Annotated in this window: 13 protein-coding genes and 1 tRNA gene; 5 read left to right on the top strand and 9 right to left on the bottom strand. The window is 40.1% G+C overall.

Annotated features, from left to right (window positions below; all coding sequences use genetic code 11):
* Window positions 1–14 precede the first annotated feature (14 nt).
* Window positions 15–539: a CIA30 family protein gene (locus AAEY68_RS14115; protein WP_024609297.1), complete on the bottom strand. Its 525-nt coding sequence runs from the start codon at window positions 537–539 to the stop codon at window positions 15–17.
* Window positions 540–621: 82 nt separating this feature from the next.
* Window positions 622–1,401, bottom strand: a complete 780-nt coding sequence (locus tag AAEY68_RS14110; RefSeq protein ID WP_350586163.1) for a hypothetical protein — start codon at window positions 1,399–1,401, stop codon at window positions 622–624.
* Window positions 1,402–1,581: 180 nt separating this feature from the next.
* On the opposite strand from AAEY68_RS14110, the gene AAEY68_RS14105 reads away from it, so the two are divergent.
* The 3 genes from AAEY68_RS14105 (at window position 1,582) to AAEY68_RS14095 (ending at window position 4,708) form a co-directional block, all read left to right on the top strand.
* On the top strand, window positions 1,582–2,667 hold the full coding sequence (locus AAEY68_RS14105; RefSeq protein ID WP_350586161.1) for an alkene reductase: 1,086 nt from the start codon (window positions 1,582–1,584) through the stop codon (window positions 2,665–2,667).
* A 152-nt stretch (window positions 2,668–2,819) separates the two neighbouring features.
* On the top strand, window positions 2,820–3,830 hold the full coding sequence (locus tag AAEY68_RS14100; RefSeq protein WP_350586159.1) for an RDD family protein: 1,011 nt from the start codon (window positions 2,820–2,822) through the stop codon (window positions 3,828–3,830).
* 29 nt (window positions 3,831–3,859) lie between these two features.
* On the top strand, window positions 3,860–4,708 hold the full coding sequence (locus AAEY68_RS14095) for an alpha/beta hydrolase (RefSeq protein WP_350586157.1): 849 nt from the start codon (window positions 3,860–3,862) through the stop codon (window positions 4,706–4,708).
* 29 nt (window positions 4,709–4,737) lie between these two features.
* Here AAEY68_RS14095 and AAEY68_RS14090 read toward each other — a convergent pair whose 3' ends face one another.
* From AAEY68_RS14090 to miaB, 6 genes are read right to left on the bottom strand one after another with little or no spacing between them, the layout of a single operon-like run.
* Window positions 4,738–5,166, bottom strand: a complete 429-nt coding sequence (locus tag AAEY68_RS14090) for a hypothetical protein (RefSeq protein ID WP_165725702.1) — start codon at window positions 5,164–5,166, stop codon at window positions 4,738–4,740.
* A gap of 59 nt (window positions 5,167–5,225) precedes the next feature.
* Complete coding sequence (gene lnt, locus AAEY68_RS14085) at window positions 5,226–6,776, bottom strand: apolipoprotein N-acyltransferase (RefSeq protein ID WP_350586155.1); 1,551 nt, start codon at window positions 6,774–6,776, stop codon at window positions 5,226–5,228.
* The gene (corC, locus tag AAEY68_RS14080; RefSeq protein WP_007585597.1) at window positions 6,757–7,641 is read right to left on the bottom strand and encodes a CNNM family magnesium/cobalt transport protein CorC; all 885 of its coding nucleotides are present in this window, start codon (window positions 7,639–7,641) and stop codon (window positions 6,757–6,759) included. Before corC ends, lnt begins: the two co-directional genes overlap by 20 nt.
* 22 nt (window positions 7,642–7,663) lie before the next feature.
* The gene (ybeY, locus tag AAEY68_RS14075) at window positions 7,664–8,122 is read right to left on the bottom strand and encodes an rRNA maturation RNase YbeY (RefSeq protein WP_002958542.1); all 459 of its coding nucleotides are present in this window, start codon (window positions 8,120–8,122) and stop codon (window positions 7,664–7,666) included.
* Window positions 8,123–8,126: 4 nt separating this feature from the next.
* On the bottom strand, window positions 8,127–9,185 hold the full coding sequence (locus tag AAEY68_RS14070; RefSeq protein ID WP_007585598.1) for a PhoH family protein: 1,059 nt from the start codon (window positions 9,183–9,185) through the stop codon (window positions 8,127–8,129).
* 50 nt (window positions 9,186–9,235) lie between these two features.
* Window positions 9,236–10,684, bottom strand: a complete 1,449-nt coding sequence (gene miaB / locus AAEY68_RS14065) for a tRNA (N6-isopentenyl adenosine(37)-C2)-methylthiotransferase MiaB (RefSeq protein ID WP_101216148.1) — start codon at window positions 10,682–10,684, stop codon at window positions 9,236–9,238.
* Window positions 10,685–10,853: 169 nt separating this feature from the next.
* Here miaB and AAEY68_RS14060 point away from each other — a divergent pair, with 169 nt between their 5' ends.
* Window positions 10,854–12,110, top strand: coding sequence for an FAD-dependent monooxygenase (locus AAEY68_RS14060; protein WP_350586152.1), 1,257 nt, complete (start codon window positions 10,854–10,856; stop codon window positions 12,108–12,110).
* Between the two features lie 154 nt (window positions 12,111–12,264).
* The gene (locus AAEY68_RS14055; protein WP_350586150.1) at window positions 12,265–13,848 is read left to right on the top strand and encodes a putative bifunctional diguanylate cyclase/phosphodiesterase; all 1,584 of its coding nucleotides are present in this window, start codon (window positions 12,265–12,267) and stop codon (window positions 13,846–13,848) included.
* Between the two features lie 41 nt (window positions 13,849–13,889).
* Here the strand turns inward: AAEY68_RS14055 and AAEY68_RS14050 are convergent.
* Window positions 13,890–13,964, bottom strand: a tRNA-Gln gene (locus AAEY68_RS14050).
* Between the last annotated feature and the right edge of the window lie 2 nt (window positions 13,965–13,966).

The following is a 13,966-nucleotide window of genomic DNA, read 5'->3' as shown; positions in this document are numbered from 1 at the left end:
AACATGCTGGTGGGCTAGCTTTTAAACTCAATTTTACCCACTTCAAGTTTAAACTTACCTTCTTGCTTGCCTGCAATCATAAAGCCTAGTTGTTTTATGTCATCAAAATCAATAATCGGTTGTTGCTCAAGCACGCGGCCGCGATACGTTAAAGTAAAATCACTCGGAGCAAAGTTTATATCTACCCATTCATTTTTTACTGTTTTAAATGAGTGGGTGTACGCTGCGCCATCAAGATAATTGGTAGTTCTGAGCCTAAGCTGATAGGTTTGTCCATCGCCTTTAACGCGCAGTGCTATAGCTTTAGTGTTTTGGCTTTGTGTATTTAGCTCTGTACGTATTGATGCAAAACCGCCGTTATTATCAAGCGAAACATTGCCTGTAAAAAGCAAACTTTCTTGAGTTTGTGTTACTTGGCTATTAGATACACCGCCCATTACTGAGTCGTTAACAACGTACCAGCGCTGGTTTGCATTCGCTTGTGCACTTACAACTAATAAATTAAATACAAAAAGTGATGATAGTTGCTTTGTTGTCATACGTGTTTCCTAATTGGCATTAAGTAAGTGGAGTACTTATAACTAATACGCTTTAATAATGTATTTGTTCACTAATTTAAAACTAATTATTTTTACGAGCCCACTTATCCATTATTTTATTAAATAATATTTCATCATCAGTTTGCTCACCAGGGCAGTGTTGCGCGCTACCTTGAGGCATGCCATTACTACCAAATACGGTTGAAGTATCAATTAAATAGCATTTACCGTTAAATTTTTCTAATCGTCGTGTGCCTATTGTATTTTGGCTAATAACTTCCGATTTTTGTGATTTAACCGGTGATTTAACCGGTGATTTAATTGTGGGCGTGGCAGCTATTGCATCATCAGTACTATCTGAGTTATCAGCTTCGCCAAACGTGACCATTTTTTTATGCGTTAAGTTATTTATAGGTGCGCCATAAATAGGCGCATACGGGTTAAGTTTTTTAAACGTTTGCGTGTTGGTATTAATGGTGTGGGCAGAGGGGTGAGATTTATTTGTAATAGTGGACTTTGTTACTGTTGTTGTTTTTGGTTTTTCGTCACGTTGTTTGGGTGCTTTAGTAGCTTGTGTTTGAGTTGTAGGTATTTTATTGGTGCTTACAGATTCAGGTGCTTTTTTTACCTCTAACTTTGCAGGCTCAACAATCGGTGCGTTAGTGGTGGTGTTAACGGTGCTTAACTTAGGTTGCGTTGATAAGTTAACCATTACATAAGCGTTTATTACGGTGTCTTTTTTTGTTGGAGGTACTTCAACTTTTATTTTTTGCGAAAGTAATTTATGTGAAAGTAATAAGTATAGCAACACGCCATGTATACATAACGAGATAACCCACGGCCACGCATTCCCTTTATTCACATCAAACCCTCAACTTAATAGTGCTGTTAAGAGTCAATAAAATACATTTAGTTCACCTAAAGTTAATGTGTTTTACTTTGTAGCTTTATTGCAGATACAACAAAACTATTTTGCAGTTTTTGTTGTTTTTGCATGTGCTTTGTTACGTTATTATGAGCGCAATCAAACTTAGGAGGCATTATGACATTACTTTTTGAACCAATAGAACTTGCAGGTAAAACATTAAAAAACCGTATTGTTATGCCCCCAATGACTCGCTCGCGTTCAACACAGCCTGGCGATATAGCTAACGACTTAATGGCAACATATTACGCACAGCGCGCAAGTGCCGGGCTAATTGTAAGCGAAGGCACACAAATTAGTGAACTTGGCAAAGGCTACGCTTGGACTCCGGGTATTTATTCAAATGAGCAAGTTGTAGGTTGGAGTAAAGTAACCAACGCAGTACATAGTGCTGGTGGCGTGATGTTTGCTCAGCTTTGGCATGTTGGCCGTGTAACTCATAGTGACAACACCGGTGGCGTACAGCCTATTTCAGCCTCGGCCATTGCTGCAAAAGACGTAAAAGTATTTGTAGATACAAACGGTGCACCGGGGTTTGTAGACACCCAACTCCCACGCGAAATGAGCAAACAAGATATTACGCATGTCATAGGCGAATTTCGCCAAGCTGCTAAAAATGCAGTTAATGCAGGATTTGATGGCATAGAGCTTCATGCTGCTAATGGTTACCTTATTAACCAATTTTTAGACTCAGAATCAAATGCTCGCACCGATGAATATGGTGGCAGCGTGCAAAACCGAATACGTTTTTTAATTGAAGTGGTAAATGCTGTTAGCGACGAAATTGGTAGCAGCAAAGTAGGCGTAAGACTAGCCCCGTTAACAACTCTTAATGGCACAGTAGACGAAAACCCTGAGGAAACTTATTTAGCGGTTTCTGAGGCATTAAATAAAGCCGGTGTAGGTTACATGCATATAGCCGAAGCCGATTGGGATGACGCACCTTTGATGAGTGTTGAGTTTAAATACGCTATTCGCAAAGCCTACAGCGGTGTATTAATTTACGCAGGCAAGTACACAAAAGAGCGCGCAGACAAAGCACTTAGCGAAGGCTGGGCTGACATGATTGGCTTTGGTCGCCCATTTGTATCAAACCCAGACTTACCAGCACGCTTAAAGCAAGGCAAGCCTCTTAACAGTCACAACCCCGACACTTTGTTTGGTGGTGCAGAGCAAGGCTATACCGATTATCCAACGGTATAATTGCTAGTAAGTAATAAACATTGAGTAAAAACATGAAGGGCTGCATTTTATGCAGCCCTTTTTTGTGCACTGATTCTATTAGCTTTATCTTGAGCAAAAAATAAAAAACGCGTAAGTTAACCGGGTTACCTATTTTAATAACAAGAAAATAAATGAAAGCCAAAGAGATAGAACAATTAGAATTATCAAACTCTGAAACCCGAGAAGTTGTTACCCCCTACGCCTTTAAAATTGACAGTGCTTTACTGGGCTTGCCTTTAGCTACGCCAATTCGGCGTGCACTAGCTATTATTATTGATGTAGCACTGATATTTTTAGCAGCCAAACTCAGCGCGGCTTTAATAGCATTTGTTGCTGCAATGGCTTTTTATAAAGGTACGGCACAGCAATACCTTCCAAAAATGTCGAATGTGTGGCGAAGAATCTTAAAAATAACGGCAGCAAGTATTTTATTTGTAAGCGCACTTACTGTGCTTTCAATTGGCATTGATTACCTAGAAGACGATAACGCTGATCAAGCTTTAGCTGTTCAGGGCGTAAAAATACAAGATGAAATTCAGCTTACTCCCACAGAAAAACAACAGGTAAATACTTATTTAGCGCAAACAGCCGATGACAGCTGTGAGGAACCTTGCCAACAAAACGCGCTTGATAATTTAATAGGGCAAGTACCTAAATTAGCAGAAATGGACGACCTACAAAGCCCACAACTTGCTACCGTACTTTTACAGCTACTAGTGCTCAGTGAAAATAACGAAATAAAGCCTGCGCAGTTAATAGAAGAAAAACCTGCACAAACAACCACAAATAGTATTTTGCAGTGGAGCAAAGGCATTATTCAAGACTTAGGCTTAGGGTTTGGTTGGGCTGCAGTTTACTTTACGTTGTTCTCGTTACTTTGGCGCGGCCAAACACCGGGTAAAAAAGTTTGTAATATCCGTGTTGTCGCCCTAAGCGGCGAGCCATTAGGTTTATTAGATTGTTTTGGTCGCTACGGCGGCTACGGTGCAGGCTTTGCTACGGGGTTATTAGGGTTTTTACAGATATATTGGGACCCAAACAGACAAGCCATTCAAGATAAAATATCAGCCACTGTGGTTATTAAAGGCAACTTGAATCAAGTTGTAAATGTTGAAACGGTAGAAGAGACTGTAAAAAGTTAAGTTTGCTCTTATTAATTACAAGGATGGTTATGAAAGCTTTATTAATGGCGTTTAGTTATCTGTATTTTATTACAGCTTCGTATGCATCAGAAAATATTGTGTTAGCAAAAAAACATCAGCTTAAGTCTATTATTTTAAGTGAGCAGCGCAGTTATAGTGTTTATTTACCACCAAGCTACAAGCAAAACCTCGAACGAGTATATCCTGTTATTTACTTGCTTGATGGCGACCCAACCCATTTAAAAGCCTTAGCGGGGCTCGTTGAAGCACTCAGTACTGAGCGGCTAGAAAAACAAATTCAACAAGCAATTATTGTCGCTGTTCCTAACAGTAAAAATGCGATAAGAGAGCGCGACTTTACCCCTACCAATGTCGATTGGACTTTTAACGGCAAGCTACTCGAAAAATTTGAAAACATTGGCAATGCCGCAAACTACACCGCTTTTTTTGAAAAAGAACTTATTCCCTTCGTTAATAAAAATTACCGTACATCAAATAAGCGGGTATTAATTGGGGAATCTTTCGGCGGCTTGTTCGCAAGTTATGTTTTACTTACAAATCACTCTTTATTTACTGATTACTTAATTATTGATGCAACCTACCTTTGGGATAATAATTATCTCAATTGTTATTTTGACGAGCAACAGCTTATAAATAAGCAGCTTAAAGGCAATGTATATTTTACTTTTGCTAATAATGCAGCTTTTGGTGAAATTGGAGAGGCTAATTATAAATGGGGCTTAGAGCTTGCTAAAAAACTAAAAGCGCACCCGAGTAACAGTTTATATATAAATCAACGTTACTTTGAAGAAGAAACTCATGGCACGGTGGCTGCGCTTAGTTGGTATTATGGTTTAATACGTTTATTGAAATTGTAAATAAAGCTTTCGGTTATTCCAACGCTTAATCAGTCCCTGAATAGCTTTATACCACTTGCTTTACTAATTTTTTGCAAGCTTCTATTAAAAGTATCAATTTGAATTTGTTTATTTGGGTATATGCTTTTTAAGTGTTTTATTAATAATGACATAAGACCTCTATTTCTATAGTTGGGTTCTGAATAGCACACCCAAATAAAGATAATTTCACTTATTTCATACATTAAATAAGCTTTGTTTTTAATAAATAAAACTTGATATGGATATAGAGAGTACTCTGAAAAGTTCATATGATCTAAATAAAAGCTTTTGAATCTATAAATATGATTCGATTTATATGTTACTGGATCTATGACTACTTCCTCTTCAACAAATTCACTTGCATCACAATCATAGGCGCACTCTGCAAAATTTAAGTTTAGTTTAGAAAACTCTATTAAGCTGTTTTGTTCAATCAAATTTGGCACCATTATTACTAAATAAAACGTTTATCGTTATTTTGTGATACTGGAGAAAATCACTTGGAAGATACATATCGAACGCCAACAACTCCCATCAACAACACAAATCCCCATACAAACACATTGCCGTATTGGCTGTACACGCTGTCGCCTTTTATGAGCTTAATGTTAGCTTTCAATGTTGTAGCTTCAAACTGAGGCATGGTTTGTTGTGTGTGGCTTATGGGGTCGTATACGGCGCTTACACCATTGTTGGTAACTCGCACTAGAGGGCGTTGTAGTTCGAGCGCGCGCATACGGGCTATTTGCATGTGTTGCAAAGGCCCAATAGAGTCGCCAAACCAGGCATCGTTACTTACCGTAAAGAGTAGGTCGGAATCGCTTTTGTAATTACCGCGGACTAAGTCGGCAAAAACAATTTCGTAGCAAATAGCAGGGAGTAAGTTATAGCCATTGGCGCGTAAGTTGTTTTGCACTTTGTCGCCACGCGTAAACGACGACATAGGTAAATCGAATAATGGGGCAATAGGGCGCAAAAAGTCTTGAAACGGTACAAACTCGCCAATAGGTAATAGCTGGTGTTTTTGATAGCGGTTTTTATCAAGGTAATGATAATGCCCGTGATCGTCGCCGCGTTCTTTATTACCGACCACAATAAGTGTATTGAATATGTTTTTGGTGTCTCGCTGGTAGTCAACAATACCGGTAACAAGGGCGGTTTTATTAAACGAGGCGGCACTGTCTAAATTGGCTAAGTAGGAATCAGCAAGCATCTCTATTTCAGGCACGGCGGCTTCTGGCCATACTATTAAGTCGGCATCCCAATGTGGGCGTGTCATGTCTTGGTATTTGCTCATTGTGGTCCAAAACTCACTTGGCTCAAAGCGCAGGTGCTGCTGTATGTTCCCTTGTACGAGCAATACTGACATGTTTTTATCTGTGTAATGAATACTGCCGGTGGTGCTTGCGCCTGTAAAAATAAGCGCAACAGCTGTCGCAGTAACCGCCGGGGTTTTAAAATCTTTTTGGGTAAGTCTATATAGTGCAAAGCCAATAGCGACACAGGTAAGTGTTAAGCCAAACTCGCCAATATAAGGGGCAAGCAACCTTAAAGGTCCGTCGGTTTGTGTGTAGCCAAAACTTAACCACGGGAAACCGGTAAGTACGGTGCCACGTAAATACTCACTAATTGCAAAGCAGGCAATTAGTAATGCGCCAAAGCTTTTAGGGCCACTGGCAAAGCGTGTAGTTGCCCAAAAGGCAAGTGCGGGAAATAACGCTAAGTATGAGCACAAAAATGCCATTAATGAGAGCGATGCTATAAGCGGCATACCGCCAAAGGTGGCAATAGAAACATGTACCCAGCTTATACCTGCACCAAACCAGCCTAGGCCAAATATAAAGCCATATTTAGCAGCGGTTTTTGCGTGTGCTTTACCGGTATTATTGGGATTAACGCAAAAAATTATGGTACCAAGGCTAATAAATACGATGGGCCAAATTTCAAAGGGGGCATAGCCAAAAGTTAAAACAAGGCCCGCAACGAGTGCGAGCCATGCTTTTTTATCTTTTGCTAATAAGGTAAGTCTAGTTAGCAGTTTCTTCACTGTCGTTATCATCAGCCTTAGGAACGGTGACTTGCAGTTGCAAAATACGACGATTGTCGGCGTTGGTTACTTTAAATTGGTAACCTTCTATGTCAATCGTTTCACCACGGCTTGGCATATGGCCAAATGCGTGCAGTACAGTTCCGCCAATAGTATCGGCTTCGTCTGTGCTGTAGCCTGTTTTAAAATGCTCGTTAAAGTCATCTACAGGTGTGAGTGCTTGCACTACGTGAACATGTTTAGCAAGTCGACGAATATCTTGATGTTCTTCTTCTTCGTCGTGCTCATCTTCGATTTCGCCAACAATTATTTCAAGAATATCTTCAATCGTTACCAAGCCCGATACGCCGCCGTATTCGTCAATAACAACAGCCATATGGTAGCGTTGCTGACGGAATTCGTTTAGCAATGTATCAACACGTTTGCTCTCAGGTACTACCATTGCTGGACGTAAATAATCGCGTATTGATGGTAAATGCTCGTCTTTATTTAAGATCAGTGGCAATAAATCTTTAGCGAGTAAAAAACCTTCTACATGGTCTTTGTCTTCAATCACCACTGGAAAACGTGAGTGAGTTGAGTCAACCATCATTGGAATTAGCTCTTCAAGCGGGCTGTCGATCTCAAGAGTGATCATTTGTGAGCGCGGAACCATTATGTCTCGCACTTTAAGCTCAGACACGCCAAGCACACCTTCTATCATCTCTTTTGTTTCAGGATCGATTACGTCTCGTTCTTGCGCATCGGCAATAACTTCGACCAGCTCTTCTCTATTCTGGGGTTCCCCTTGCAACATTTGGGCTATTCTGCCCAACCACGTTTTGCCAGAAGAACCCTGGCTAGATTGCGAGTTACCGTCGCTCATTGCGTCTAATTGCTCCGTTAATTTAAATATCGTCCCGGTATGGGTCTGCTATGTTTAGCTCTGCAAGTAATTGCTTTTCGATGCTTTCCATCTCTAAAGCATCGTCACTCTTTATATGGTCAAATCCAAGCAAATGCAAGCATCCGTGAATAACCATGTGGGCAAAGTGGTCATGAAATGACTTCTCTTGCTCAATTGCTTCAGCTAATACAATGGCTGGGCAAATAATTAAATCACCAACCAGGGGAATATCTATTCCTGGTGGTGCTTCAAATTCGAACGACAGTACGTTGGTCGGTTTATTTTTACCGCGATAGTCGTTATTAAGTTGTTGCGATTGCGCTTCGTCGCTAATAACGATACTGAGTTCTGACTCGTCACGGTATTGGCTAAGGGCTTTGTCGGCCCACAGTGCAAATTGCTCTTCGCTTGGGAGGTTGTCAAACTCACAGGCTATTTGTAAATCAAGTTCGGTTGTCAAAGTATTACTCTTTAGTAGTAGGCTGTTGAAGAGCAGCAAGTGCGTCTTTTGCATTTTGCTTTTCAATGCGCTTTAGTCGCTCGCTTTCGTCGTTTCGCTCGTAGGCTTCAACTATGCGTGCTACAACAGGGTGTCGTACTACGTCTTGGGCTTTAAAGTAGTTAAAGCTAATTTCGTTTACGCCATCAAGTACTTCCATTGCATGGCGAAGGCCTGAACGTGTGCCACGAGGTAAATCGACCTGTGTTATATCGCCTGTAATAACCGCTTTTGAGTTAAACCCTATACGGGTTAAAAACATTTTCATTTGCTCAGCGGTGGTATTTTGGCTTTCATCTAAAATAATAAAGGCATCGTTTAAAGTGCGTCCGCGCATGTAAGCAAGCGGAGCGACTTCAATGATATTTTTTTCGATGAGTTTTTCTACTTTTTCAAAACCTAGCATTTCAAAAAGAGCATCGTAAAGAGGGCGCAGGTATGGGTCTATTTTTTGACTTAAATCACCGGGTAAAAAACCAAGCTTTTCGCCCGCTTCTACAGCAGGACGCGTTAATAATATACGGCGTATTTCTTGGCGCTCAAGGGCGTCAACGGCGGCAGCAACTGCAAGGTAGGTTTTACCAGTACCAGCAGGGCCAATACCAAAGGTAATGTCGTGGTTTAAAATATTAGCCACATAAACACCTTGGTTATCGTTACGTGGTTTAATCACACCACGGCGCGTTTTAATCACCATTTCTTTGCCGTAAGCGCTGCTTGATGCGTCTTGCTCTAGGGCTTTTGATTCGGTAATAGCTAAATGAACGGCTTCGGGTTCTATTTCGCCTAAAACACCACGAACTGGCTGAGTATCAACATAAAGGTTTTTTAAGATTTCTACAGCGCCGGCGCAGTTGTGTAGTTTACCGGTTACTTTAAAAAAGTTGTCGCGGTGAATTATTTCAACAGCCAGGTGGCGTTCAATTTGTTTGATGTTTTCGTCAAACGGGCCACATAAAGAAGAAAGGCGTTTGTTATCGGCAGGTTCTAAATAAATCTCTAATGTTTTTAACTGATTACTCAAAATTGCTTCCTATAGTACTGCGCCAGCGTTAACTGGCGCTAATAGTGTGACTAAGGAACGAAAGAAGCTACGCCAATTTCGTTAACAGTGTCTGGTTTTGGCTCTGCAGCTGCAGCTTTAGTTAAAATAGCTGAAGGAGCGATTTCACGTCGTAAGTTCATTTCTGATTCTGTACGAATTAAGTCACCACGTAAAGAGTTAGGTAGTGCTTCGGTAATACGTACGTCAACAAACTGTCCGATCACTGTGTGCGGGCCAACAAAATTTACTACACGGTTATTTTCGGTACGGCCACGTAATTCCATTGGGTTCTTTTTAGAAGGACCTTCAACAAGTATACGTTGCTCTGTATCGAACATCTGACGGCTAATTTGCTGCGCCATTTGTGTAATACGGTTTTGTAGTAAGTATAAGCGTTCTTTTTTCTCTTGCTCTGTTACGTCATCTGGCAAATCTGCCGCTGGCGTACCTGGGCGGGCACTGTAAATAAAGCTAAAGCTCATATCAAAACCAATGTCGCTAATAAGCTTCATGGTTGCTTCAAAGTCTTCTTTACTTTCGCCTGGGAAACCAATAATGAAATCTGACGACATACTTAAGTTAGGACGAATTTTGCGTAACTTACGAATTGTCGATTTGTATTCAATTGCCGTATGGCCACGTTTCATTAGGTTTAATATACGGTCTGAACCACTTTGCACTGGTAGGTGTAAGTGATCTACAAGCTCTGGTACATCAGCGTAAACGTCGATTATATCAGGCGTAAATTCTACCGGGTGCGATGTGGTGTAACGAATACGGTCAATACCATCAATAGCAGCAATAAGACGAATTAAATCTGAGAAGTAACATATTTCGCCATCGTGCGTGTCCCCGCGGTATGCGTTTACGTTTTGGCCTAGTAGGTTTACTTCACGTACGTTTTGCTCAGCAAGTTGTGCAATTTCAAGTAGTACGTCATCTACTGGGCGGCTAACTTCTTCGCCGCGAGTATACGGTACAACACAAAAAGTACAGTATTTAGAACAGCCTTCCATAATTGATACAAACGCAGATGGGCCATCCGCTTTTGGCTCTGGCAGGCGGTCAAATTTTTCAATCTCTGGGAATGAAATATCAACAACCGATGAGCCTTTGTTGCCTTGCACTTGTTTAATCATTTCTGGTAAACGGTGCAATGTTTGCGGGCCAAAAATAACATCTACAAATGGTGCGCGTTGGCGAATAGAGTCACCTTCTTGTGAGGCAACACAACCACCTACACCAATTATTAAGTCTGGCTTGTCGTCTTTTAACAACTTCCAACGACCTAACTGGTGAAATACTTTTTCTTGTGCTTTTTCACGAATTGAACAGGTGTTAAGTAAGATTACGTCGGCATCTGTTGCATCATCAGTTAGCTGGTAGCCGTTGGTGGCATCTAAAAGTTCAGCCATTTTCTGAGAGTCGTATTCGTTCATCTGACAACCCCAGGTTTTAATATGCAGCTTTTTGCTCATTGAAATATTGCCTCGTGTTCAATTCGATAGTGGCACAAAAATGTGCTAGAAACAGGATTAAGGAGCAAGCATGCTCACTTAAAGGAGGCGTATTTTAGCTGGATACCCGCCCAGATCCAAGTATAGTTTTCATGTTTGTGATCTCAAATCAATACAGGGCGAGTTTAATGTGCTGTTAGGGATATCCTCTGGTATAAAACAAATTAATTTTGATACAATCAAAACAGACTCAAGTAATAATAAAATGATGAAAAACATGACCAAAAATAATGTGATAGTGGTTGGCGGGGGCATGGTTGGCGCGGCTATGGCGATAAAGCTGGCTCAGCAAGGCTTTGGCGTGGGCATAATTGAAAAACACCTAATAGACCCATCGCACATTCTTAGTAGCGATAAGGTGGATATTAGAGTGTCTGCTATTAATCGTTTTTCAGAAAATTTACTTGATGAATTAGGGGCAATGCCTCTTTTAAGGCAAAACCGCATAGCGCCTTATCAACAATTAGAGGCTTTTGAGCGCGGTGGTGACAATTTATTATTTGATTGCGCCGACATAAACACGACACATTTAGGCCACTTGATTGAAAATAGTTTAATTCAAGCAAGTTTGTGGCAGCAATTTGGGCATTATAAGATTGAGGTTATTGAGCAATCATTGCCGGTAACTAAAATAGAGCAAACGGATGATTTAATTACGCTTGTGTATGGTGATCAAACCTATACAGCTGATTTAGTAATTGCCGCCGATGGTGGACAATCGCAGCTGCGTGCTAAAGCTAATATTGGTATTACGGGTTGGCAGTACCAACAGCATTGCATGGGGGTATTAATTAAACTCGATGCACCGCAACAAATTAAAACATGGCAACAGTTTACACCAAGTGGGCCGTTAGCATTTTTACCAATGCAGGCACCGTACGCTAATTTAATTTGGTACGACGATGCAAATACATTGCAAGCATTTAAAGGGCTAAGCCCAACTCAGTTAAAAACGCACATTCTGAATAAATTCCCAGAACTTGCTGGAGACTTTGAAGTACAAACCCATGCAGTATTTCCACTTACTCGCCAACATGCTAATAATTATTCGCAAGGGCGCTTGGTTTTAGTAGGCGACGCTGCACATACAATTAATCCCCTTGCTGGGCAGGGCGTTAATTTAGGTTTTCAGGACGTAGTGGCACTTGCTGAGGTTTTAAACGAAGCAGGAGATATAGGTTGCCCACTAAAACTTAAAGAATACGAGCGAGCTCGCCGTAGGGCTAATTTATTAATGATGAGCATGATGGACGCGTGTTACTTTGGGTTTTCTAATCAAATTACGCCACTTAAATGGGCACGCAGCCAGTTTTTAAAAATGGCTAATAATACGGGGCCGATAAAAAACTGGGTTTTAAAATACGCAATTAGTGGTGATTTAGGCTAAATTTAAAGTAGATATTAGAAAGGCTCATTTATGAGCCTTTTTTTATGTCTGTTTTTAAGTCAGCAAATAGTGACTCGGCTATATTGAACACGGTTTTAATTTAACTGGTGTTACATCACTAAATCGCAATCTAATAACTTTAAAGAGCCTGTGTGTGGATAATTTTTTTACAGTAATAATTATTTTAAGTGCGCTACTGCTTGTTGCTAGCTTAAAAACAACCGTTAAAGTTTGCAAAAAAACATCGCAAAGAGCATGGAGTGTACTGCTATGCGCTATTATTTTTTTTATTATAGGGTATTGGTGGATACTCTATTATTTTTCAAACCACGACATTGCACCCGTCGTTATGAATATGGTGGCTATGTTGTTACTTGGCGGTGGTGGGTTTGTTTTTTTAGTTATTAAACTGAGCTTAAAAAGTATTCTTAAAATAGAGCAAGCAACGCAGTATCAAAAATATCAAACTGAGCACGATAACTTAACAACTCTACCTAACCGCGATAAGTTTTTTAAATCTTTAAGTAAACAAGTTGAATATCCTTCCCCATTTTCACTATTTTATATCGACTTAAATAACTTTAAACAAATTAATGATGCGTTTGGGCATCAGTGTGGTGACCAACTCTTGGCTGCATTTGCCAATAAACTAAATAAAGAATTATGCGGCATTGCTAGGTTATATCGAATAGGTGGCGATGAGTTTGCTTTTTTATTGCATACCGATACAGATGAAAGCATGAATTATTGTGTAAACATTATAAACTCAGCCGTCAAAAGTCCGTTTTGTACGAATGAGCAAATGGTTAAAATACAATTAAGTATAGGCGTAAGCCGTTTTCCTGATGATAGCCGATTGCCCGATCAGCTATTAAAAAAAGCTGACTTGACACTGCATGAAGCTAAAAAAACATTTCAACCTTTGGTAAATTACTCATCTGCAATAGGTAAACGAGCTGAGGACTTTTTTGATTTATCAGCCAAAATTAAAGTGGCATTACATAAAGATGAGTTTGAGCTTTATTTACAACCCATAATGGACTCTAAAGATCTGCAATTACATGGCCTAGAAGCGCTTATCCGATGGCCGCAAGATGATGGTAGCTTTATTAGTCCAGAAAAGTTTATAACCGTAGCTGAGCGTACAGGGCTTATTTTTCCTTTATCGAAATGGGTTGTACAAGAAGCCGTTAATCATATTAGAAAGCTCAAGCTATTTGGTTTCACCGGTACTATACATGTCAATTTATCAACGAAAGATATTGAAAGCAGCGAGTTTTACGATTTTATAATTAGTTTACTCGCAACCGACCCTACATTAAGCGACTCGTTAATTTTTGAAATTACAGAAGGTGCAATGATGACAAATATACCGGCTGCTAGAAAAATGATGCAACAGTTGAGTATGCGCGGGTTTAAATTTAGTGTTGATGACTTTGGTACTGGCTTTTCGTCACTGTCGTTATTAAGAGAGCTGCCAATTAATCAAATAAAAATTGATCAGTCGTTTGTCAAAGATATGCTTACTAACTCACCTGATTACGCCATTGTAGAATCTACATTGTTTTTAGCGAGTCGATTAAATTGCGATGTAGTTGCTGAAGGAATAGAAACTAAAGAGGTAGAACAGGCGTTGTTGAGTCTTAACTGTGATTATTTACAAGGGTATTTATATAGCAAACCAATAAATATAGATGAATTTATAAATGTTTATTTAAGTGCAGAAAAAGTAAGTTGAATTTAATGAGTATTGAGAAGTTTTAGACAGGGGAGTCAAATTGGCTGGGATACCAGGATTTGAACCTGGGAATGCCAGGATCAAAACCTGGTGCCTTACCGCTTGGCGATATCCCAAC

The organism is Pseudoalteromonas sp. RB2-MNA-CIBAN-0110 (assembly GCF_040309305.1).
GTDB lineage: Bacteria > Pseudomonadota > Gammaproteobacteria > Enterobacterales > Alteromonadaceae > Pseudoalteromonas > Pseudoalteromonas arctica.
The sequence above is the reverse complement of the archived record's forward strand: the minus strand, read 5'-3'. Positions and strand labels throughout refer to the sequence as shown.